At 75.5% G+C, this 21,316-nt stretch carries 18 protein-coding genes and 1 pseudogene; 9 read left to right on the top strand and 10 right to left on the bottom strand.

The features are described from left to right. The first annotated feature begins 16 nt into the window (after positions 1-16). The gene (locus ACYSMR_RS09570; protein WP_309126351.1) at positions 17-775 is read left to right on the top strand and encodes a YoaK family protein; all 759 of its coding nucleotides are present in this window, start codon (positions 17-19) and stop codon (positions 773-775) included. 24 nt (positions 776-799) lie between these two features. Here ACYSMR_RS09570 and ACYSMR_RS09565 read toward each other — a convergent pair whose 3' ends face one another. Beyond that, positions 800-3,280 carry an excinuclease ABC subunit UvrA gene (locus ACYSMR_RS09565; protein WP_461748018.1) on the bottom strand — a complete coding sequence of 827 codons (2,481 nt, stop codon included), beginning with the start codon at positions 3,278-3,280 and terminating at the stop codon, positions 800-802. Positions 3,281-3,465: 185 nt separating this feature from the next. On the opposite strand from ACYSMR_RS09565, the gene ACYSMR_RS09560 reads away from it, so the two are divergent. Together ACYSMR_RS09560 and ACYSMR_RS09555 are read left to right on the top strand one after the other, a co-directional pair. Further along, entirely contained in the window at positions 3,466-3,663 is a 198-nt protein-coding gene (locus ACYSMR_RS09560) for an antitoxin (protein ID WP_251333833.1), read from the top strand. A gap of 87 nt (positions 3,664-3,750) precedes the next feature. Continuing rightward, positions 3,751-4,887: a macrolide family glycosyltransferase gene (locus ACYSMR_RS09555; protein WP_461744825.1), complete on the top strand. Its 1,137-nt coding sequence runs from the start codon at positions 3,751-3,753 to the stop codon at positions 4,885-4,887. A gap of 91 nt (positions 4,888-4,978) precedes the next feature. On the opposite strand, the gene ACYSMR_RS09550 is transcribed toward ACYSMR_RS09555, so the two are convergent. The 5 genes and pseudogenes from ACYSMR_RS09550 to ACYSMR_RS09530 all read right to left on the bottom strand — a co-directional run. Then, a complete protein-coding gene (locus tag ACYSMR_RS09550; protein WP_251333831.1) occupies positions 4,979-5,407 on the bottom strand; it encodes a hypothetical protein in 429 nt (142 codons plus the stop codon). A 296-nt stretch (positions 5,408-5,703) separates the two neighbouring features. Beyond that, positions 5,704-6,909 carry an MFS transporter gene (locus tag ACYSMR_RS09545; protein WP_461744822.1) on the bottom strand — a complete coding sequence of 402 codons (1,206 nt, stop codon included), beginning with the start codon at positions 6,907-6,909 and terminating at the stop codon, positions 5,704-5,706. Between the two features lie 120 nt (positions 6,910-7,029). Next, the gene (locus ACYSMR_RS09540; protein WP_461744820.1) at positions 7,030-8,694 is read right to left on the bottom strand and encodes an ATP-binding cassette domain-containing protein; all 1,665 of its coding nucleotides are present in this window, start codon (positions 8,692-8,694) and stop codon (positions 7,030-7,032) included. 199 nt (positions 8,695-8,893) lie between these two features. Continuing rightward, positions 8,894-9,097 carry a Mut7-C RNAse domain-containing protein gene (locus ACYSMR_RS09535; protein WP_461744818.1) on the bottom strand — a complete coding sequence of 68 codons (204 nt, stop codon included), beginning with the start codon at positions 9,095-9,097 and terminating at the stop codon, positions 8,894-8,896. 89 nt (positions 9,098-9,186) lie between these two features. Then, positions 9,187-9,855 (bottom strand): annotated as a pseudogene (locus ACYSMR_RS09530) (Mut7-C RNAse domain-containing protein); the annotation flags it as partial. On the opposite strand from ACYSMR_RS09530, the gene ACYSMR_RS09525 reads away from it, so the two are divergent. Continuing rightward, a complete protein-coding gene (locus ACYSMR_RS09525; protein ID WP_251333827.1) occupies positions 9,854-10,348 on the top strand; it encodes a hypothetical protein in 495 nt (164 codons plus the stop codon). The pseudogene ACYSMR_RS09530 and the gene ACYSMR_RS09525 sit on opposite strands and share 2 nt — an antisense overlap. Positions 10,349-10,665: 317 nt before the next feature. Here the strand turns inward: ACYSMR_RS09525 and ACYSMR_RS09520 are convergent, their stop codons facing one another. Then, positions 10,666-11,733, bottom strand: a complete 1,068-nt coding sequence (locus ACYSMR_RS09520; RefSeq protein WP_461744816.1) for a helix-turn-helix transcriptional regulator — start codon at positions 11,731-11,733, stop codon at positions 10,666-10,668. Between the two features lie 294 nt (positions 11,734-12,027). Here ACYSMR_RS09520 and ACYSMR_RS09515 point away from each other — a divergent pair, with 294 nt between their 5' ends. The 3 genes from ACYSMR_RS09515 (at position 12,028) to ACYSMR_RS09505 (ending at position 14,801) form a co-directional block, all read left to right on the top strand. Continuing rightward, positions 12,028-12,564, top strand: coding sequence for a GNAT family N-acetyltransferase (locus tag ACYSMR_RS09515; RefSeq protein WP_461744814.1), 537 nt, complete (start codon positions 12,028-12,030; stop codon positions 12,562-12,564). 122 nt (positions 12,565-12,686) lie between these two features. Next, positions 12,687-13,721 (top strand): Gfo/Idh/MocA family protein, encoded by a 1,035-nt coding sequence (locus ACYSMR_RS09510; RefSeq protein WP_461744812.1) that lies wholly within the window; start codon positions 12,687-12,689, stop codon positions 13,719-13,721. Between the two features lie 237 nt (positions 13,722-13,958). Next, positions 13,959-14,801, top strand: coding sequence for a formate/nitrite transporter family protein (locus ACYSMR_RS09505; protein WP_251333823.1), 843 nt, complete (start codon positions 13,959-13,961; stop codon positions 14,799-14,801). A gap of 39 nt (positions 14,802-14,840) precedes the next feature. Here the strand turns inward: ACYSMR_RS09505 and ACYSMR_RS09500 are convergent, their stop codons facing one another. Together ACYSMR_RS09500 and ACYSMR_RS09495 are read right to left on the bottom strand one after the other, a co-directional pair. Further along, a complete protein-coding gene (locus ACYSMR_RS09500) occupies positions 14,841-15,536 on the bottom strand; it encodes an SCO1664 family protein (protein WP_461744810.1) in 696 nt (231 codons plus the stop codon). 10 nt (positions 15,537-15,546) lie between these two features. Further along, positions 15,547-16,191, bottom strand: a complete 645-nt coding sequence (locus ACYSMR_RS09495; protein WP_461744808.1) for an MSMEG_4193 family putative phosphomutase — start codon at positions 16,189-16,191, stop codon at positions 15,547-15,549. Positions 16,192-16,296: 105 nt separating this feature from the next. On the opposite strand from ACYSMR_RS09495, the gene ACYSMR_RS09490 reads away from it, so the two are divergent. Beyond that, entirely contained in the window at positions 16,297-17,712 is a 1,416-nt protein-coding gene (locus ACYSMR_RS09490) for a magnesium chelatase (protein WP_309125151.1), read from the top strand. Positions 17,713-17,751: 39 nt separating this feature from the next. Continuing rightward, positions 17,752-19,752: a vWA domain-containing protein gene (locus ACYSMR_RS09485; RefSeq protein WP_309125152.1), complete on the top strand. Its 2,001-nt coding sequence runs from the start codon at positions 17,752-17,754 to the stop codon at positions 19,750-19,752. A gap of 90 nt (positions 19,753-19,842) precedes the next feature. On the opposite strand, the gene ACYSMR_RS09480 is transcribed toward ACYSMR_RS09485, so the two are convergent. Beyond that, positions 19,843-21,306, bottom strand: a complete 1,464-nt coding sequence (locus ACYSMR_RS09480) for a family 43 glycosylhydrolase (RefSeq protein WP_461744805.1) — start codon at positions 21,304-21,306, stop codon at positions 19,843-19,845. Positions 21,307-21,316 lie beyond the last annotated feature (10 nt).

Here is a 21,316-nt window from a genome sequence, read left to right as displayed (position 1 = left end):
TTCCTAGGCTGGAGGCATGGCCACCCCTGTCGCCGGCTACCTCGCTCTTGTCTCGGGGGCCCGCCGGATCCCCCGCTACGACCGTCACCTCGCCTTCTTGCTGATCCTCGTCGCCGGGATGCTGAACTCCGCCGGGTTCGTGGCCGTGGCCCTGTACACCTCCCACATGACCGGGCTCACGGCCACGATGGCCGACCACCTCGTGGACCGGGACGTGGAGCTGCTGTCGATCAGCGCGGTGGGGCTCGGGGCCTTCGTGCTGGGCGGGATCTGGTGCGCGCTGCTGTTCAACTGGGGCCGGCGGCGGGGCCTCGGGGGCCGGTTCGCGAACGTGCTCGCGTTCGAGGGGCTGCTCATCCTGGGCTTCAGCCTGAGCGCCGAGGCGTTCCGGGACGACCACCGGGACCTCGTCTCCGTGGGGGTGCTGTGCTTCACCATGGGGCTGCAGAACGCCCTGATCACCAAGGTCGGGGACTTCCCCGTGCGCACCACGCACGTGACCGGGATGATCACCGACATCGCGATCGAGCTCGGCAAGATGGCCTACCCCAACCGCACGCCCGGGCCCGACCCGGTCCGGGGCGACCCCGAGAAGCTGCGGGTGCTGGCCACCCTGGTGGGCCTGTTCTTCCTCGGCGGTGTGGCCGGGACGCTGGGCTACCTGGCGGTGGGCTTCGCGTTCCTGGTGCCCATCGCGGTGCTGCTCCTGGTCCTGGCCTTCCGCCCCGTGGCCCGTGACGTCGCGCGGCGGCGGGGCGCCCGCGTGTTCCTGTGAGCCGGCCCCGGCGGGGGTGAGCGCTCAGCCGAGCGCCGCGGCGAGGTAGGGGGCCGTCCGGCTCGCCCCGCACCGGGCGACCTCCTGCGGGGTGCCCGTGCACACGACCCGCCCGCCGTCCTCGCCCCCGGAGGGCCCCATGTCGATCACGTGGTCGGCGGCCGCCACGACGTCCATGGCGTGCTCCACCACGACCACGGTGTTGCCGGCGTCCACGAGCCGGTCCAGCTGGTGCAGCAGCAGCCGGACGTCCTGCGGGTGCAGCCCCGTGGTCGGCTCGTCCAGCAGGTAGAGGGTGTGGCCGCGGCGGGCCCGCTGCAGCTCGGTGGCCAGCTTGATCCGCTGGGCCTCCCCGCCGGAGAGCTCCGTGGCGGGCTGCCCGAGCCGGAGGTAGCCGAGGCCCACGTCGAGCAGCGCCCGGAGGCTGCGCACGGCGGCCGGGACGTCGGCGAGGACGTCCACGGCCTCCTCCACCCGCAGGCCCAGGACGTCGGCGATGCTCAGGCCCCGGTGGGTGACCTCCAGCGTCCCGGGGTTGTAGCGGGCGCCGCGGCACTCCGGGCAGGGCCCGTAGGTGCCCGGCAGGAACAGCAGCTCGACGGCGACGAAGCCCTCGCCCTGGCAGGTCTCGCACCGGCCGCCGGCCACGTTGAAGGAGAACCGCCCGGGCCCCCAGCCGCGGGCCCGGGCCTCGTCCGTGCCCGCGTAGAGCCTGCGCACGGCGTCGAACAGCCCGGTGTAGGTCGCGAGGTTGAAGCGGGGGGTGCGGCCGATGGGCCGCTGGTCCACGCGGATGAGCCGGTCCAGGTGCGCCAGCCCCTCGGCCTCCCGCAGCCGGGTGGCGGCCGCCGGGGCGGCGTCCGCCCCCTCCGGGCCGGGATCCCCGCCGGCCGGGTCGGCGCCGCCCACGTGGCGGGCGACCGTCTCGGCGAGGACCTGGCTGACCAGCGTGGACTTGCCCGATCCCGAGACCCCGGTCACGGCCGTGAGCACGCCCAGCGGGAGCTCGACGTCGAGCTCCCGCAGGTTGTGCCGGGTGATCCCCCGCAGCCGCAGCCGCTGCTCGCTCCGGCGCCGGGCCCCGCCGGCCCGGGCGCCGCCGGGGGCGCGCTCCGGGAACAGGAACGGGCGCGTGGCGGAGCCGGCCACCCCGGCGAGGCCGGCCGGCGGGCCGCTGTACAGCACCTCGCCGCCCCGGTCCCCGGCCTGCGGCCCGACGTCGACGACCCAGTCGGCGCGCCGCACCACGTCCATGTCGTGCTCGACGACGAACACCGAGTTGCCCGCCTCGCGCAGCTCCTCCAGGACCGCCAGCAGCGGCTCGGCGTCCGCCGGGTGCAGTCCCGCGGAGGGCTCGTCCAGGACGTAGACGACCCCGAACAGCCCGGAGCGCAGCTGGGTGGCGATGCGCAGGCGCTGGACCTCCCCCGGCGAGAGGCTCGGCGTGGCGCGGTGCAGGCTCAGGTAGCCCAGGCCCAGGTCCACGAGCACCTGCAGGCGCGCCAGCAGGTCGCGGGTGATGGTCACGGCCACCTCCGTGCGCTCGCCCGAGGACGCCGCCCGGGAGGCCGTGCCGGCGCCCTCCAGGACCGTGGTGGGGCGCACGACCTCGGCGAGCTCCGTCAGGGGCACCTCGTTGAGCTCGGCGATGCTGCGGCCCGCGAAGGTCACGGCGAGCGCCTCGGGGCGCAGGCCGCTGCCGCCGCACGCGGGGCACGGCCCGGTGACGACGTACTGCAGGACGCGCTCGCGCATCTGCGGGCTGGCCGAGTCGGCCAGGGTGTGCAGCACGTAGCTGCGAGCGCTCCAGAAGCGGCCCTTGTACGGCTTCGCCACGCGGTCCCGCTGGGGGGTCACCTCCACCACGGGCTGCTCCTCCGTGAACAGGATCCAGTCGCGCTCCTCCCGCGCCAGCTCCCGCCAGGGGATGTCGACGTCGTGGCCGAGGTGGCTCAGGATGTCGCGCAGGTTCTTGCCCTGCCAGGCCCCGGGCCAGGCGGCGACGGCACCGTCGCGGATGCTCAGGGACGGGTCCGGGACCAGGGAGTCCTCGGTGACGTCGTGGACGGTGCCCAGCCCCGAGCACTCGCGGCAGGCGCCGGCGGCGGTGTTGGGCGAGAAGGCGTCCGAGTCGAGGCTGCCGGCGGCGTCGGCGGGGTAGGTGCCGGCCCGGGAGAAGAGCATCCGCAGGGAGTTGGACAGGGTGGTGAGCGTGCCCACCGTGGAGCGGGAGCTCGGCGTGCCGCGCCGCTGCTGCAGCGCCACGGCCGGCGGCAGGCCGGTGATCTGCTCGACCGCGGGGTTGTGGCCCTGCTGGATCAGGCGCCGCGCGTACGGGGCCACGGACTCGAGGTAGCGCCGCTGCGCCTCGGCGTAGATGGTCCCGAAGGCCAGGGAGGACTTCCCGGACCCGGAGACCCCGGTGAACGCGACGATCGCGTCCCGGGGGACGTCGACGTCCACGGCGCGCAGGTTGTTCTCCGTGGCGCCGCGGACGCGGACCATGCCGTGGCCGCGGACGTCGGGGGCGGTCGGGGACGTGGGGGCGGTGTCGGTGCTCACCGCCCCCACCCTAGCGAGCCGGGACGGCGCCCTCCGGACGGGGGTGGCCAGGCCCGCCCCGAGGGTCCACGATGGTAGGACCTCCGGCGGGAGCACCCGCCGGCGACCGATCGACGGAGGGAGCGACCATGGTGGATCTCGGAGGGTTCGCGGACAAGGCCAAGGAGGCCGCGGCCCAGCACCCCGACCAGGTGCAGCAGGGCATCGACCGCGGCGGCGACGCCGTGGACCGGCGCACCGGCGACAAGTACCAGGCCCAGGTCGACCAGGCCCAGGAGAAGGCCGGCGGCCTGCTCGGCGGGGACCAGGACCAGCAGCAGGGCTGAGCCGCCGCAGCCGTTGCGGAGGCCCCCGCCCCCGGTCGCCCCGGGGCGGGGGCCCCGGCCCCGGTCCCGGCCCCGAGGGAGGACGCCGTGCACCTGCTCATGGCGGGGGTCTCGGCCCCCAGCCACATCTATCCCGGCCTGGCCCTGATCGCCGAGCTCGTCCGCCGGGGCCACCGGGTCACCTACGTCGTCGGGCGGCGCCACGCCGGGCTCGTGGCCCCGACGGGGGCCGAGCTGCTGACCCACCCCACGATCCTGCCGGGACCGGACGAGCCGTGGCCCGAGGACACCGGCGAGGCGATGCAGGTGTTCCTCGACGAGGCGATCGCGGTGGCACCGCTGCTGGACGCCGTGGACCGGCCGGACGCCGTGCTCTACGACATCGGCGGGTTCGCCGGACGGCTCAGGGCGCAGGCGTGGGACGTCCCCGCGGTCCAGCTCTCCCCCACCTGGGTGGCGTGGGAGGGCCTGGAGGAGGAGACGGCCGAGCAGACCGCGGCGCTGAAGGCCTCCCCGAGCGGGCGCCGCTACTTCGCCACGCTGCGCGCCTGGCTGGACGCCTCCGGCGTCGCCGTGGACCCCGACGCGTTCATCGGCCGCCCGGACCGCTGCGTGGTGCTCGTCCCCCGGCTGCTGCAGCCCCACGCCGACCGGGTGCCCGGGCACTGCGTCTTCGCCGGTCCCTGCATCGACCCGGCGCGGCTGACGGGCTGGACGCCGGCGCCCGGAGACGGCCGCCCGCTCGTCCACGTGTCGCTGGGGACCTCGTACACCGACCGGGAGGACGTCTACCGGCTGTGCCTGGACCACCTCGCCGCCGACCACCGGCTGGTGATCTCCACCGGCAAGGTCGACCCGGCCCGGCTGGAGCCGCTGCCGCCGGGGGCGCAGGCCGCGCGGACCCAGCCCCAGCTCGACGTCCTCCGGCACGCGGACGTCTTCGTCACCCACGCGGGCATGGGCGGCGCCGCGGAGTCGCTCTGGTACGGGGTGCCCACCGTCGCCCTGCCCCAGGCGGTGGACCAGTTCGTCAACGCGGCCACCCTGGAGCGGATCGGCGCGGGCGTGCGGCTGGACGAGGGCGAGCTCACCGGCGCCCGGCTGCACCAGGCCGTGCGGGAGGCGCTCTCCCGCACGGACCGGGCCATGGAGCTGCAGGAGGAGGTCCGTGCCGCCGGCGGCCCCGGGGTCGCCGCCGACGCGGTGGAGCGCCTCGTGCGGTAGGCCCGGCGCCGCCGGCGGCGGGACGGCGCCCCGGACGCGCGACGGCCCCGCCCTCCCCGTGCGGGGAGGGCGGGGCCGTCCGGGGAGGCGGCTACCCGGTGGTGGCCTGGTCCTCGATCTCGATCACGATCAGGGGCAGGTTCGTCCCGGTGTCGCAGGTGTTGGCCTGGCACTCCTGGATGAACCCGGTGACGACGGCGGGTCCCGTCTGGAACGCCTTGGTGAAGGCCACGACGTCGTAGGTCATCTCCACCTCGCCGCCCGCGCAGGCCCACTGCTCGTAGTCGCCGCCGCTGGCGATGTCACCGTCGTCGACCGCCTGGCTGAGGTTGAGGCCGACGACCACGGTGGTGCCCGCGGTGCAGGTCACCGTGAACGTGCCCTGGACGGCCGCGCCGTTGGCGATCCGCGTGGCGTTGCTGATCTCGCCGATCTCGACGGCGTTCGCGGGTGCGGCGGCGCCGAGGCCGAGGCCGGTGGCGAGCACGGCCGCGGAGGCGGCTTTGAGCGTGGTTTTCATGGTCCTGTCCCATCCGGTGGAGAAGCGTGCGGCGCTTCGGAGCTGCGGCCGGGGACCGGGGTCGCCGAGAGCGGTCGCCCCTCGTGGCGATGACCGGCTCGGCGCGCCGGAGGACCGGCCTGTGGCATTGGTGAGCGAACGGACCGGGGCGAGGAGCACCCCTGTCCGGGCGGACGACGCAGCGGCTCGCAGGGCTTCCGGTACCCCTGGCGCGGTGCGGCATCACCAAAGTAACGCCAGGTCAGAGGCCGGTGCCCATCATGACGGGAACATTTCTCGGCCCGCCGGCGTGTGCTTCAGCGAACCGGGCCGATGACGCGGTCCCGCCCGGCGAAGAGGGCGACCACGCACAGCAGGCCCATCGCGCCGGCGGTGAGCAGCAGCGGCAGCTCCCACGTGCCGGTGGCGTCGTAGAGGGCGCCGAAGAGCGCCGGGGCCAGGGCCGCGAGGGCGTAGCCGACGGACTGCGCCATCCCGGACAGCGCCGCCGCCTGGGCGGGGTCCCCGGAGCGCAGGCTGAACAGGGACAGCGCCACCACGATGAGGCTGCCGCCCGCGACCGCCCCGAGGACCACCCACGCCAGCATGAGCTGCGGTGCGAGGGCGAGCCCGGCGAAGGACACCAGGGCGAGCGCGGCGCCGGTGAGGGCGACCGGGCGCTGGTCGCGGAACCGGTGCAGCAGGGACCCGGTGGCCAGGGACGAGGCCACGCCGAGCAGCAGGAACAGCGCCATGTGGGTGCCCGCGGCGGCCGGGCTGACGCCGTGGCTCTGCTCGATGCTCGGCAGCCAGGCCATGAAGACGTAGAACGCCACCGACTGCAGGCCCATGAACGCCGTCACCTGCCAGCCCAGGCGCGACCCCCACGGGGAGCGGCCGCGGGCCGGCTGTCCGGCGGGCGCTCCGGGTCCGGACGACCGGGTGCGCAGCCACGGTGCCAGCACCGCCAGCGCCAGCAGGGCGAACCCGGCCCACACGCCGAGGGCGAGCCGCCACCCGGCCGGGGCGGCCTGCGCGATGGGGACCACCAGGGCCGAGCCCAGGGCCGCCGTCCCGCCCTGGATCGCGGTGTAGACCCCGGTCACCTGGCTGACGCGCACCGGGAACTCCCGTTTGACGAGGGACGGGACCAGCACGTTGAGGAAGGCGATGCCGATGCCCACCACGGCGGTGCCGAGCCACACCGCGGCCCCGGCGGGCGCGGAGCGGCCCACGATCCCGGCCAGGAGCAGCAGCAGGGACAGCCACAGGGCCCGGTCCAGGCCGGTGCGGGCGGCCAGGGCCGGGGCCACCGGGGAGAACAGCGCGAACATGGCCAGCGGCAGCCCGGTGAGCAGGCCGGCCTGACCGGCGGAGAGCCCGAGGTCCTCGCTGATCCCGTCCAGCAGCGGGCCCACGGTGACGAACCCGACCCGCAGGTTCACGGCGATCAGCACCACGCCGAGCAGGCCGACGCCGGAGCGCAGGCGCAGGTGACCGGGCGCGGACGCGTTGCTGAGCATGCTGGGACCTTTCGGGAGGACGGCCGGGGCGGCGGGCTGCCGGGCCCGCGGGGGCGGGCCGGGCCGACACCTGGGACCATAGTCGCGGCCGCCGGGCAGGGCCAGTTCCGTCCGGGCCGCTCACGCGCTCCGGGGCGCCACGGACACGGTCCGTCCCCGCCAGCGCCGGCGCACCCACCGGTCGTGCGTGGCCAGGACCACGGTGCCCGGGAAGTCCTCCAGTGCACGCTCGAGCTCCTCCGCGAGGGCCGGTGACAGGTGGTTGGTCGGCTCGTCCAGCAGCAGCAGCGGCGGGGGCTCGGCCACCAGCACCGCGAGCGCGACGCGCCGCCGCTGCCCCGGGGACAGTTCCCCGAGGGGGCGGCCGGCGTCGTCGTCCCGCAGCAGGCCCAGCGCCGCCAGCGTCGGGGCGCTGGCCGGGTCCCGCAGCCGGGACCGGTAGGCGGTCCCGGCCGGCACGCCCAAATCCGGCCAGCGGTCCTCCTGGGCCAGGCGGCCGACGACGACGGAGCCCTGCCGCTCCACGGCTCCTCCGTCCGGGCGCAGCTCCCCCGCCAGGACGGCGAGCAGGGTCGACTTGCCGGTGCCGTTCGGGCCCTCGACCAGCAGGTGCTCGCCCGCGTGCAGCACCAGGTCCGTGGGCGCCAGGCGGCCCGCGACGGACGCCGCGCTCAGCCGGACCAGGGGGCGGTCGCCGCCGGGCGGGGCGCCCACCCCCGGGGCGAACCCGGCGAAGCGCAGCGGTGCGGGCGGGGCGGCCACGGCGGTGCGCTCGAGCTCGTCGATCCGGCGGCGGGCCGAGCGCACCCGCCCGCCGACGGTCCTGGCGGCGCGGTCGCTGTAGAACTTGCGGGTGACGCGCCCCTCGGACTTCGGGGCCGTGGTGTGGAAGATCTGCCGGGCGGAGACGTCGACGGTCTCCCGCAGCCGCTGCCGCTCCGCCTCCTGGGCGCTGAAGCGCTCGGCCCAGCGGCGGCGGGCGTCCTCGCGCCGGGCGAGGTAGGAGGAGTAGCCGCCCGTGCAGGCGGCGCCCTGCCGGACGGGCCCGCCGGCGGACTCGTCGGGGCCCAGGGCGGGGTCGAGGTCGACCAGCCCCGTGGCGGCGGCGTCCAGGAACCAGCGGTCGTGGCTGGCCACGAGCACCGGCCCCCGCCAGGCGGCCAGCTCGGGCACGAGGAAGTCCACGGCGGCGTCGTCGAGGTGGTTGGTCGGTTCGTCGAGCAGCAGCGCCGCCGGCCGGGAGAGCAGCAGCGCGGCGAGCGCGAGCCGGCGGCGCTGCCCGCCGGAGATCTCCCCGGCGGGCCGGTCCCTCGGCAGGTGCCCGAGCCCGAGGCCGTCCAGGACCGTCTCGACGCGGGCGTCCAGGGACCACAGCCCGTGCCGCTCGGCGTCCTGCAGGGCGGCGGCGTACGCGTCGGCCGGCACGGGGTCGCCGGGGCTCGCGGCGATGTCCCCCGCGAGCCCGGCCAGGCGGCGCTCCAGGGCGCGGAGGCCGGCGACGGCGTGCTCGACGACGTCGCCGACGCTCGTGCGGGCGGGCACGGCGAGCTCCTGGTGGAGCAGACCGGTGCGCGCCGGGCGGTGGACGGTCCCGGCGCCGGGGACGAGGAGCCCGGCGGCCACCCGGAGCAGGGTGGACTTGCCGGCGCCGTTCTCGCCGATCAGGCCGATGCGCTCGCCGGCGGAGACCGTCAGCGAGACGTCGGTGAGGACGCGACGGCCCGGGAAGCCGACGCTGACGCCGTCGAGGCGCAGGTGGGTGGTGTCGTGCGGGAGGGAGGCCACGGGGTTCCTGTCGGTGCGGAGGAGCAGGCCCGCCGGGCCGGTGCGGCACCGGCCCGGCGCTCGTCGGGCGCGGATCGCCGGTGCCGGCCACGGACGCGGACCGGGGCATCAGGACAGGAACATGGCCACCAAGGTAGTCCCCGCCCGCTGTCCCGGCAAGGGGAACGGCACCGGGACCGGACCGGTGGCCGGCCCGGGATCACCCCGGTCGGCGCCCCCCGGCGCTGCTCCCGGCGTCGGGGCCGGGGGCTCCGGGGCGCCCGGCCAGCAGCTGCTGGGCGCGGGCGACGATGGCGTCCAGGCGCCCGGCATGGGCCCCCCGCCAGTACACCTGGCCGCAGCCGGTGCAGCGGGAGAAGTGCTGGTAGGCGCCGCGCGTGCGGGGCATGAGCTGCCCGGCCACGTCCGCCGCGCCCGCCGGGGCCAGGACGGCCCCGCAGCGCAGGCACCGGGTCCAGAGCAGAGCGCCAGCGGCGGGACGAACCGGTCGAGGACGTCGGCCAGCTGGTCGTCGACGCGCACGCCCCGCACGAGAGCGCCCTCGGGCAGGGCGCCCCGGTGGAGCAGGCCACGGTCCTGGGTGAGCAGCACCCACTCCTCCGCGGCGGCCCGCGCCACGAGGTGGGCGTCGCCGGCGTCGGGCTCCCACGCGGCGTCGAGCCCGAGCAGGCGCAGCCGGCGGGCGAGGGGACGCAGGTGGACGTCCAGGAGGAACCGTGGCGGGCGGTGGGAGGTGCCCTGCGGCCGGGCGCGAGGGCGGACGACGAGCACGGGGGCGACGCCGGCCACGTCCGCGCCCGCCCCGGGCGCCGCCGCGGCGGGCCGGGCCTCCAGCCCGACGGGACGGGCGTCGAGCCGCACCTCCCCGACCTCGGTCGGCGGGATGCCGACCATCCGCACGACGTGACCGACCGTGTCCGAGGCGGGCACGTCCACCGCGAAGCGCGGGCGCCGGCGCCTCGGGGGCAGCAGGAACCACAGCGTGGGGTCGACCTCCAGCACGACGAGCGACACGGTCCCAGGATGCCGCACGGCCCGTGCGCGCGTCCCGGGTCCTCCGCGGCGAACTTCGACATATTTGGTTGTCGCATCAACTAAGCGGGGAGTACGGTGGTTGATCGTGTCCCGAGGGGCCACTCCGCAACGGCAAGGAAGACGCATGAACACAGCACTGTCCGGGATGCTCGCCATCGAGCTCCGTCCCCACTCCCCCGGTGAGTGGCTCGCGACGTACTACCCCGTGGCCGACACCGCCGCCGGACGCGTGGCGGACATCAACCTGGTCCTGCACGAGCACCCGCTGCCCACCGCGCGGCCCCTCGAGGGCGCGGCGACCTGGCTCGAGGCCGACAGCCCCGACCCGGACGCGCCCTGCTACGCGAGCCACGAGGCCTGGGCCCCGCAGCTGGCCGCCGGGTACGCCGAGGCGCTGGCCGTCTACGACACCGAGACCGTCGACGCGCCCTCCTCCCTCGAGGACCCCGACGCGGTGCGCGCGGCCACGGTGCTGGTCGATCCCGCGCAGTTCCAGCACGGGATCGACGCCGGGGCCCTGGACCTCCCCGGGAAGCGCATGCTCAGCCACTTCCTGAGCCCGCTCCAGGTGGATCCCGCCCACCGGCCCCTGCGGTCCGCCGGCTGCTGCCGGAACTGACCACCCGGCCGGCGCTCCTCGTCCTGCCGCAGGAGGGAGCGGGCGCGGGGGCGATTGCGTTTTCTGGACAGCCCTGCGCCCCCGGAACGCCGATCCCGTCCGATGTCCCTGCTGACAGGGACGCCGGGAGGGCGTAGATTTGGGGCACGTTGGGCCGCCGCCCGGCGCGGGGAACTCCGCACCGCCTTGCGATGCTCCCGGTTCACCCACCACCGCACCATCCCTCGGGTGCGGGAGGCGCCCCCGGCACCCCTCGTGCCGGGGGCGCCTCACGGTTCCCGGCCGCACCCCCCGCCCCGGCAGGCGGCCCGGGGACCTCAGGCGCGCAGGGTGGCCGCCGGGTTCTGCCCGTAACGGGTCCGGTAGGCGGCGGCGAAGCGCCCCGGGTGGACGAATCCCCACCGGGACGCGATGTCGGCGACACCGGCGCCGGCCCCGGGGCCGGCGGCCAGCAGATCGGCGTGGACGGCCTCCAGGCGCAGGGCGCGCAGGTGGGCCATCGGCGTGGCGCCCACCTCGCGGCGGAAGGCCGCCTGCAGCCCCCGCGGACTCATCCGCGCCGCGGCGGCGATCTCGGCCAGGCCGATGTCCTCCCCCAGGTGCTCCTCCATGTAGGCGACGGCCCGGCGCACCCCGGCCGGGGACGGGCGCTCCTCGACGGCCTGCGCCTGCCGGTCCAGGAAGGTGCCGGGGAAGGCGTGCAGCACCGCCGTGGCCAGGGAGCGGAAGGCCTCGGCGCGGAGGAGGCGGTTGGCCATGGCCGCCTCGTTGCCCAGCTGGTCCCGCCCCGCGGCCCTCACGACCCCCGCCAGGTAGCGGGCCATGGCCGGGCTGACCGGCTCGGCGCCGGTGAAGCGCAGCCCGAGCTCGTCGACGCCCAGCAGCCCCGCGGCGTGGGCCTGGACGGCCGCGAGGTCCAGGGAGACGGTCAGCAGGTCGAGGTCGTTCCACCGGCAGGCGTAGGGCCGCACCGGGAACAGGAACGGGACCGGCCCCGGGGTGGCCCGCGTCCGGTCGGTGAAGTCCAGCCGCCCGGCCAGCACCTGACCGACCCGCACGACGCCGGTGGCGTCCACCAGCGCCCCCATCGGCGCCCCCGCGAGCTGGGCCCGCTCCAGGCTCATCCCCTCCACGCTGCAGGCACCCTGGGTCATGGCGAAGGGCCCGTCCGGGGCGACCTGGATCCTCCGGATCGCATAGACGCGCTCGAGCACGTCGATGCCCTCGTCCTTGTCGCAGGTGGTGAACCGCAGCCGCTCGACCTCCGGGGTCCCGGCCACCTGCTCGGTCGGGCGCCCCGGAGGCCTCCACCCCGCGGCGGAGCGGTCGGTGGAGCGGGGGGAGGGCGCGGCCGGAGGGTGGGCGGCGGGGTCGGGCTGAGGCATCGGGGGTCCTTCGCGGGCACGGCGAGCACCACGGCCGCTCGTCTTGACCTGTGCGTCGAACATAGACCCGACGGTCGCGCAGGGCAACGGGGCCCGCTGCGGCACGGCGGTGACCCGCACCTGCGCCGGCGACTGACATGTCCCGGACGTTTCCGTCAAGTAGGGGTGCGTTTTTCGGATGGTCGCGCGTAGCATGGAACGCACGCGGCGGATGGCTCCTCACCCCGAACGCCACACGGGGGAACTTCTCAGCGACCGTGGCCGCGGCACCTGTTCCCCGCTCCACCCCTACTGATGTCCAGGGGAGTGCGGGTGGGGCGCGGGTGGGTCAAGACCCTGGGCAAGGAGGTCGCGATGCCGGCCACCCACTCCGTCGAAGTCCCCGGCGCGCACCCGCTGGCCCTGCGCCCCGCCCGGATCTCCGACATGTTCCTGCTGATGGACCTGGCCGACCAGGTGGGCTACCGCCTGAACCCGGAATGGATCCGCACCCGCCTGTCCACCGATCCGGCGGCCGAGGCGCACGTGGTCGCCACCGAGCGAGACGTGCCGATCGCCGCCGCCCACCTCTACGCCGTGGCCTCCGGGCGGGAGGGCGGGAGGCCCTGGGCACGGCTGACCGCCCTGGTGGTCGACGAGGACCACCGCGGGCACGGCGTCGGGACGCGTCTGCTGGCCCACTGCGAGGGCCTGGCGCGCGGCCTGGGGGCCGAGCTGCTGGAGATCGCCATCGCCTCGGGACGTCACGACCTCGACGGCTTCTGGTGCCGGCACGGCTACCGGCGCCATCCTCCGATCCGCTACGCCAAGCTGCTCACCGACGGCGCCTGAACGCCGCGGACGCCCCGGCCCTGGCCCCGTCCAGGATCCCGGCGGGGCAGGAGGACCGTCCGCAGCAGGGGGCCCTCGTTCCCGGGGCCGAGGGGGAACCACGGGTCGGATATCGTGACCACATGGCACCACGAGAAGCAGGCCGGGAGCTCACCGCGGGACTGGTCGGATACGGTTCGGCGGGCCGGACCTTCCACGCCCCGCTGCTGCTCCGGGCGGGCTGCCGGGTCACCGACGTCGTCACCACCGATCCCACCCGGTCGGCCGAGGCCACGGCCGACTGGCCGGGGGTGCGGATCCACCGCGACCTGGCCGGGCTGCTGGGCAGCGCCCGGCCCGACGTGCTCGTCGTCGCCTCCCCGACCGGCCGCCACGTCGAGCACGCGGTGGCCGCCCTGGAGGCGGGGATCCCCGTGGTCGTGGACAAACCGCTGGCCCTCGACCTGGAGGGCGCGGTCACCGTGGCCCGCCGGGCGGAGGCGACCGGCACCCCGCTGACCGTCTTCCACAACCGGCGCTGGGATCCCGAGCAGCTGACGCTGCGCCGGCTGCTGGCCGAGGGCGCCCTCGGAACCGTGCACCGGTTCGAGCGCCGCTGGGAACGGTGGCGCCCGGTGCCGAAGAACCGGTGGCGGGAGAACGCCGTCGGCGAGGGCGGCGGGCTGCTCCTCGACCTCGGGCCGCACCTGGTGGACGCCGCGATGCAGCTGTTCGGCCCCGTGACCGGCGTCCGGGCCGAGCTGCGCGCCCTGACGACGCCGACGGAGGACGACGTGTTCCTGGCCCTGGAGCACGCCGGCGGCACCATCAGCCACCTGTGGGCCGGCAGCCTGGTGGGCGCGCCGGGGCCGCGGACCCGGGTGCTGGGCTCGGCCGGGGCCCTCCTCGTTCCCGGCCACGACGACGCCCCCGGCCCCTTCGACGCCCTGGACCCCGGGGAGGGCATGGCCGGGTGGCTGGTCCGCGGTCCCGAGGCCACCCCCGTGCCCACCGCCCCCGGGGAGCACGCCGACTTCTACCGGGCCGTGGCCCGCTGGCTGCTCGAGGACGGGGACGTCCCGGTGGACCCCTGGGACGCCGTGGCCACCGCGGCCGTGCTGGACGCGGCCCGGCGCAGCGCCCACACCGGCGCCCTGGAGATCCCCCAGCAGCTCTGACCCGCGGTTGCCCGCCCCGGGGCGGCCCGGGGGACGGCGACCGCCAGCGGCCGGCCGGCGCTGCCGTCCCTCACCGGCGCCCCGCGCGCCGGTGAGCCCGATGTGACCCGGCGGTGCGGGCGAGGACACAGCGGGGAAACCTCCGCCGCCCACACTGGTGCACACGGGCCGCCGGGCCCTGCGGTTGCGCGGTCCGGTGCAGCCCTCCACCCGTCCCCGCCTCATCGGAGCCCTGCCATGTCCTATGTGTTGCCCTCGGACTTCGTCACGAAGATGATCGACGCCGGGGAGGCGAAAGTCCTCATGGCCACCCGCGACACCCTGATCCGCGCGTTCATGGCCGGTGCCATCCTCGCGCTCTCGGCGGCGTTCGCGGTCACGGTCACCGTGCAGACGGGCCAGCCGCTGGTCGGGGCCCTCCTCTTCCCGATCGGGTTCTGCCTGCTGTACCTGCTGGGCTTCGACCTCCTGACCGGCGTGTTCACCCTGGTGCCCCTGGCCCTGATCGACAAGCGGCCCGGCGTCACCGTGCGCTCGATGCTGCGCAACTGGGGGCTGGTCTTCGCCGGCAACTTCGCCGGCGCCCTCACCGTCGCCGTGATGATGGCGGTGATCTTCACCTACGGCTTCTCCCTGCCCCCGAACGAGGTCGGCCAGCAGATCGGCGTCATCGGCGAGGGGCGCACGGTCGGCTACTCCGAGTTCGGCGCCGCCGGCATGCTGACCCTCTTCCTCCGCGCCGTCCTGTGCAACTGGATGGTCTCCACCGGCGTGGTCGCCGCGATGATGTCCACGAGCGTCTCCGGCAAGGTGATCGCGATGTGGATGCCCATCCTGCTCTTCTTCTACATGGGCTTCGAGCACTCGGTCGTCAACATGTACCTGTTCCCCTCGGGCCTGCTGCTCGGCGCCGGCTTCTCCCTCACGGACTACCTCGTGTGGAACGAGATCCCCACCGTGCTCGGCAACATCGTCGGCGGCGTCACCTTCGTCGGGCTCACGCTGTACGCCACCCACGCCCGGACCGGGGCGACCCGCGACCGCCGGCTCGCCCCGCCGGTCGGCGTCCCGGGCGAGTGACCGCCCGGTTCCCGGCGGCGACCGGGTGGTCCCGCCCTCCTAGAGGAGGGGCCACGGGATCCGGCGGCCGGTGCGGTCCACCGGCAGGACCGGGTGCTCCAGCAGCCGGCGCACCCGCTCCTGGAGCGCGGCGGCCTCCCGGGCGCCGAGGAGATCGGCGAGCTCGGGAGGAGCCGTGTCGGCCAGCGGGGCGATGTCGTGCAGCAGCTGCTCGGGGACGGGCTCCCCGCCGAAGTCCCACACGACGGTCCGCAGCTTGGGCTCCGCCGCGAAGCACAGCCCGTGGTCGATGCCCCACACCCGCCCGTCGCTCCCCCGCAGCACGTGGCCGCCCTTGCGGTCGGCGTTGTTGGCGACGCAGTCGAACAGCGCGATCCGGCGCAGCGCGTCGTGGGTCTGCGGGGCGCCCTCGTACAGCGTGAAGTAGTGCTCCCCGGGGTCGTGCTCAACGAACAGCTGCAGGGACCCGACGCCGAAGGGACCGTCCTCCCGCACGACGGTCGCCGGCACGATCCCCCAGCCCAGGCACTCGCTGAGCAGGTACGCGGCGCGCTCCCGCCGGTGCAGGCCCGCGCGGAAGTCGATCAGCGGGCGCTCGCCCTCCTGGGGCTTGTAGATCGCCCAGGCCGAGTCCTCGCCGAGCCGGACCTCGACGAGCATCGCCGAGTTGCTGCTCTTCCGGATCAGCCCGAGGAGCTCCATCCGTCCCTGCGCGAGGAGCACGAGGTCGCTCATCGGTCCCCGCTCACGAGACCCGCAGGCCGCTCAGCGGCTCGCCGGTGGAGTTGACCGTGAGCACGACCGGCGCCTGGCCCGGCGCGTAGGAGATCACCGAGATCGAGCACGGGCTGACGACGATGCGCTGGAAGAGGTCCAGGTGCGTCCCCAGAGCGTGCGCGAGGACCGCCTTGATCGGGTCGGCGTGCGAGAAGCAGACCACGACCCCGCCCTCGTGGACGGTGCGCGCCCGGTCCACGGCGCCGACCATCCGGGCCTGCATCTCGACGAAGCTCTCGCCGCCGGGGAACCGGAAGGTCGAGGGCGCCCGCTGGACGGTCTGCCAGGCCTTGAGCCGGCCGAGCCGGGACAGCTCCGCGCCCGTCCACTCCCCGAAGTCGCACTCGAGCAGACCCGGGTCGACGACGGCCTCCCGGCCGGTCCGGGCCACGGTCGGCGCCGCGGTCTCCCGCGTGCGCTCGAGGGGCGAGGTGAGGACCGCGTCGACGGGGACCCCCGCGAGCCGCTCCGCCACCCGCTCCGCCTGGCGGCGGCCCCGGTCGGACAGGTGCAGCCCGGGAGCCCGCCCCGGCAGGACCTTGCCCGTGGTGGGTGTCTCGCCGTGCCGCACGAGCAGGACGAGCGTGCTCCGTGGTCTCCTCCGGGTTGCCATCAGGTACCAGCGTACTGGCGGGGCCGCCGTGACCACAGGGCCCGGCGTCGTCGACCACGCCGGAGCCCCCGCGCAACCCCTTGACACCCGGGTTACCGTGGCGCTGTGACTGATCGGACTGATGCCCCCGACATCCATACCCTCGGCGAACTGCGCGCGGCCGGTCACGTCCACCGGTCGCTGCGGCAGGAGATCCGCGACAACCTCCTGAGGACGCTGGCCGCGGGCGGTGACCCCTGGCCGGGCCTGCACGGGCTCGGGCGCACCGTCCTGCCCCAGATGGAGCGGGCGCTGCTCGCCGGCCACGACGTCGTCCTGCTGGGCGAGCGCGGCCAGGGCAAGACCCGCCTGCTGCGCACCCTCGTCGGCCTGCTCGACGAGTGGTCGCCCGCCATCGAGGGGTCGGAGCTCAACGAGCACCCCGAGGAGCCCCTGACGGAGGCGTCGAGGCGGCGCGTGCTCGCCGAGGGCGACGCCCTGCCCATCGTCTGGCGCCACCGCTCGGAGCGCTACGTCGAGAAGCTCGCCACCCCGGACACGTCCGTGGCGGACCTCATCGGCGACGTCGACCCGATGCGCGTCGCCGAGGGGCGGCGGCTCGGGGACCCGGAGACCATCCACTACGGGCTCGTGCCCCGCTCCCACCGCGGCATCGTCGCCATCAACGAGCTGCCCGACCTCGCCGAGCGCATCCAGGTCGCCATGCTCAACGTCATGGAGGAGCGGGACATCCAGATCCGCGGCTACATCCTGCGGCTGCCCCTGGACGTGCTCGTGGTGGCCTCGGCCAACCCCGAGGACTACACGAACCGGGGCCGGATCATCACCCCCCTCAAGGACCGGTTCGGCGCCGAGGTCCGCACCCACTACCCGCTCGAGCTGGAGGACGAGATCGCCGTGATCCGCCAGGAGGCCGAGCTGGTCGCGGAGGTCCCGGACCCCATCCTCGAGACGCTGGCCCGGTACACCAGGCTGCTGCGGGACTCCTCCGCGGTCGACCAGCGCTCCGGGGTGTCGGCGCGCTTCGCCATCGCCGGCGCGGAGACGGTCGCGGCGGCCGCCCTCCGGCGGGCCGCGATCCGCGGCGAGGACGAGGCCGTCGCGCGGATGGTCGACGTCGAGGTCGGCACCGACGTCCTCGCCGGCAAGATCGAGTTCGAGTCCGGGGAGGAGGGCCGCGAGCGCGCGATCCTCGACCACCTGCTCCGCAGGGCGACGGCCGAGACCGTCCGGGCCCGGTTCCGCGGCATCGACCTCGGCCCCCTCGTGGAGGCGTTCGACGGCCGCACGACCGTGTCCACGGGGGACGACGTCTCCGCCCAGGACTTCCTCGACGCGCTGCCCGAGCTGGCCGGCCCCGGCACCGACGGCGACGCCACCGTCTACGACGAGATCGCCGCGCGGCTCGGCGCGACGACCTCGGGACAGCGCGCCAGCGCGATCGAACTGGCCCTCGAGGGACTGTTCCTCGCCCAGCGCATCTCCAAGGACTCCGACGAGGGCGGCACCGTCTACGGCTGACGGCCCGACCACGGAGCCCGCCGACCAAGGGAGGGCGTCATGCCCGGACAGCACCGCTCATCGCGCTACGGCAAGTACACCGGGGGGCCGGACCCGCTGGCCCCGCCCGTGGACCTGTCGGAGGCGCTCGAGGCCGTCTCCGAGGAGGTCATGGCCGGGTACTCGCCCGAGGAGGCGCTGCGCGAGTTCCTGCGCCGGGGCGGGCGCGGCCGGGAGGGCCTCGACGACCTGTCCCGGCGCGTGCACCAGCGGCGGCGCGACCTGCTGAAGCGCCACCGCCTGGGCGGCACGCTCGACGAGGCCAGGCAGCTGCTCGACAAGGCCCTGCGCCTGGAGCGCGAGCAGTTCCTGCGGGACGCCCGGATGGACCCGGCGGACCGCTCCTTCCGCGAGATGCAGCTCGACGGCCTCCCCCGCTCGACGGCCGCCGCCGTCAGCGAGCTCTCCTCCTACGACTGGCAGTCGCAGCAGGCGCGGGAGGCGTACGAGCAGATCAAGGACCTGCTGGGCCGCGAGCTGCTGGACCAGCGCTTCGCCGGGATGAAGCAGGCCCTCGAGAACGCCACGGACGCCGACCGGGAGGCCGTGGCCGAGATGCTGCGAGACCTCAACGACCTGCTCGAGAAGCACGAGCGGGGCGAGGACACCGACGAGGACTTCCAGGACTTCATGGCAAAGCACGGCCGGCACTTCCCGGAGAACCCCCAGTCCGTCGACGAGCTGATCGACGCGATGGCCCAGCGCGCCGCGGCGGCCCAGCGGCTGATGAACTCGATGACGCCCGAGCAGCGCCAGGAACTGATGCAGCTGTCCGCGCAGGCGTTCGGCTCCCCGGAGCTCATGGCGCAGCTCGGCCGGCTCGACGCGAACCTCCAGGCCCTGCGTCCCGGCGAGGACTGGGCCGGGGCGGAGGACTTCGAGGGCCGGGACGGCCTGGGCCTGGGCGACGGGACGGGCGTGCTCCAGGACATCGCCGAGCTCGACGCGCTGGCCGACCAGCTGTCGCAGGACCACGAGGGGGCGAACCTGGACGACATGGACGTCGACGCGCTCGCCCGCCAGCTGGGCGACGACGCCGCGGTGTCCGCCCGCACCCTCGCCGAGCTGGAACGGGCGATGCGCGACAGCGGCTACCTGCAGCGCGGCGCCGACGGGGACCTGCGGCTCTCCCCGCAGGCCGTGCGGCGGCTCGGCAAGGCGCTGCTGCGCGACGCCGCGCAGCAGCTGGCGGCCCGCACCGGCCAGCGCGACACCCGTCTGGCCGGGGCCGCCGGGGAGCCGTCCGGCGCCACGCGGGAGTGGCAGTTCGGGGACGTCGAGCCCTGGGACGTCACCCGCACGGTGACCAACGCGATCCGGCGCACGGTCGCCGAGGGCGGCGACGCGCGGCACGGGGTGCGGCTCGACGTCCGCGACATCGAGGTGGCCGAGACGGAGGCGCGGACGCAGGCCGCCGTCGCCCTGCTCGTGGACACCTCGTTCTCCATGGCCACCGAGGGGCGCTGGGTGCCGATGAAGCGCACCGCCCTGGCCCTGCACCACCTCGTCTCGACCCGGTTCCGGGGCGACGAGCTCCAGCTCGTCGCGTTCGGCCGGTACGCCCGCACCCTGCCGATCGACGAGCTGACCGGTCTGCCGCCGCTGCGGGAGCAGGGCACCAACCTGCACCACGGGCTGCTGCTCGCCACCCGGTTCTTCCGCAGGCACTCCTCGATGCAGCCCGTGCTCCTCGTCGTCACCGACGGGGAGCCCACCGCCCACCTGCTGCCCGACGGCGGGAGCTGGTTCTCCTGGCCCCCGGAGCCGGAGACCGTGCGCGCCACGGTCGAGGAGCTCGACCACCTGGGACGCATGGGGGTCCAGACCACGTTCTTCCGGCTCGGCGACGACCCCGGCCTGGCGCGGTTCCTCGAGCGGATGGCGAAGCGGGTCGGCGGACGCGTCGTGGCCCCCGACCCCGGGGACCTGGGGGCCGCCGTCCTGGACGAGTACCTCAACGCCCGCTCCGGGGACCCCGAGGCCACCGAGCGGTGGGCGTAGCCGGCCCGTCCACCACCCCGGCCGCCGACCGGACGGCAGCGGGCCGCGACCGGCGCGGACGCCGGTCGCGGCCCTGCCGGGGGTCCGGGCTCAGCTCAGGACGAAGGTGGTGCGCTTGTTCGCGGCCGGCCCGGCCGTCAGGACGCCCCGGTCGTGCAGCAGGTACCGGCCGCTGCCGTCCGCCAGCTGCAGCGCGATCCCCTTGCCGCTCCGGGTGCGCGTGAAGCTGGCCTGCCTGGCGAAGCCGTCGCCCGCCCCGGGGGCGTCGACGCGGACGGCGGCCCCGTCGACCCGCAGGTACCGGTCGGGGAAGTTGACCGACTGGATCGACTCCGTGCCCGCCCCGGCGAGCCCGGGGACGAACCGGAACTGGCTGTCGGCCAGCTCGCGCACACCGGCGTCGACGCGGGCCACGAACTCGAAGTGGCGCACGTGGGCCCCGGGGGCGTCCGCGGGGGACAGCCGCAGGACCGGCCCGCCCCTGCCCACGGGGACCCCGAAGAGCGGCGTGCCGTCCGGGTGCCAGTACACCTTCTGCACCCGGGCGTGCCGGTTCGGGTCGTACAGCGGGTCCCCGACGATGTCGCGGTAGTCGCGGGCGTGGTAGACGAGCACGTCCGTGACGCCGTCCTCGGCGACGGTGAACGAGTTGTGCCCCGGGCCGTACTGCCCGGTCCGCTCGTTCGTCGTGAACACCGGCTCCGGGGACTTCCGCCACGACAGCGGGTCCAGCAGGTCCGCGTCCGCGTCCGCCGTCAGCAGGCCCATGCAGTAGTTCGCGTCCGTCGCGCTCGCGGAGTAGGTCAGGAAGACCCGCCCGTTGCGCACCAGCACGGCGGCGCCCTCGTTGACCCGGTACCCGCGGATCTCCCAGGGCAGGGTGGGCGTGGAGATCCGCACGGGGTTGCCGGTGATGGCGAAGGGCGAGGCCATCTCGGCGATGTAGAGGCTGGTGTTCACCGCGATCTCGGGCTCGCCCTGGGCCCAGACGTAGTACCGGCGCCCGTTGTGCTCGAACGTCGTCGCGTCCAGCTTGAAGTGGCCCCACGGCGTGGTCACCTCCTGCGGGGCGCCCCAGCCGGCGGGGTCGCGCGGGTCGGCGCGGCCGGACTCGAGCACGTACATCCGGATGCCGAAGACGTCGTCGGAGTCGCCGGCCGCGAAGTAGAGGTACCAGCGGCCGTCGATGCGGTGCAGCTCCGGGGCCCAGATGTGCCCGCCCATCCGCCCGGTGGCCGGCCGCCGCCAGACGACGGACTCACCGGCCGTGGCCAGTCCGGCGATCGTGGGCGCCCCGCGCACGACCAGCCGGTCGTACTCGGGGACCGACCCGGTGAAGTAGTACGTGCCCTCCACCGGACGGGTGATGAAGGGGTCCGCCCGCTGCTCGACGAGGGGGGTGGCGGTGGGCACGCCGTAGATCTCGGCGTCCGTGGGCGTGGTGCTGCCGGGTCGCCCGGGGGCGGCGAGCGCCGGGGGCGACGCCAGGACGCCGGCGGCCGTGACGCCCAGGCCGCCGAGCAGCAGGAGGCGCCGGTTGAGGTGGGGGGTCATGACGATGTCC

Source organism: Kocuria sp. U4B (genome assembly GCF_054875615.1).
The sequence above is the reverse complement of the archived record's forward strand: the minus strand, read 5'-3'. Positions and strand labels throughout refer to the sequence as shown.

Excerpts from the sequence above, each read along its gene's own strand:
- ACYSMR_RS09560 (WP_251333833.1), top strand. The coding sequence starts at position 3,466 with ATGGTGGATCTCGGAGGGTTCGCGGACAAGGCCAAGGAGGCCGCGGCC.
- ACYSMR_RS09525 (WP_251333827.1), top strand. The coding sequence starts at position 9,854 with ATGAACACAGCACTGTCCGGGATGCTCGCCATCGAGCTCCGTCCCCAC.
- ACYSMR_RS09550 (WP_251333831.1), bottom strand. The coding sequence starts at position 5,407 with ATGAAAACCACGCTCAAAGCCGCCTCCGCGGCCGTGCTCGCCACCGGC.
- ACYSMR_RS09545 (WP_461744822.1), bottom strand. The coding sequence starts at position 6,909 with ATGCTCAGCAACGCGTCCGCGCCCGGTCACCTGCGCCTGCGCTCCGGC.
- ACYSMR_RS09510 (WP_461744812.1), top strand. The coding sequence starts at position 12,687 with ATGGCACCACGAGAAGCAGGCCGGGAGCTCACCGCGGGACTGGTCGGA.
- ACYSMR_RS09520 (WP_461744816.1), bottom strand. The coding sequence starts at position 11,733 with ATGCCTCAGCCCGACCCCGCCGCCCACCCTCCGGCCGCGCCCTCCCCC.
- ACYSMR_RS09505 (WP_251333823.1), top strand. The coding sequence starts at position 13,959 with ATGTCCTATGTGTTGCCCTCGGACTTCGTCACGAAGATGATCGACGCC.
- ACYSMR_RS09565 (WP_461748018.1), bottom strand. The coding sequence starts at position 3,280 with ATGGTCCGCGTCCGCGGCGCCACGGAGAACAACCTGCGCGCCGTGGAC.
- ACYSMR_RS09495 (WP_461744808.1), bottom strand. The coding sequence starts at position 16,191 with ATGGCAACCCGGAGGAGACCACGGAGCACGCTCGTCCTGCTCGTGCGG.
- ACYSMR_RS09515 (WP_461744814.1), top strand. The coding sequence starts at position 12,028 with ATGTCCAGGGGAGTGCGGGTGGGGCGCGGGTGGGTCAAGACCCTGGGC.
- ACYSMR_RS09485 (WP_309125152.1), top strand. The coding sequence starts at position 17,752 with ATGCCCGGACAGCACCGCTCATCGCGCTACGGCAAGTACACCGGGGGG.
- ACYSMR_RS09570 (WP_309126351.1), top strand. The coding sequence starts at position 17 with ATGGCCACCCCTGTCGCCGGCTACCTCGCTCTTGTCTCGGGGGCCCGC.
- ACYSMR_RS09500 (WP_461744810.1), bottom strand. The coding sequence starts at position 15,536 with ATGAGCGACCTCGTGCTCCTCGCGCAGGGACGGATGGAGCTCCTCGGG.
- ACYSMR_RS09480 (WP_461744805.1), bottom strand. The coding sequence starts at position 21,306 with ATGACCCCCCACCTCAACCGGCGCCTCCTGCTGCTCGGCGGCCTGGGC.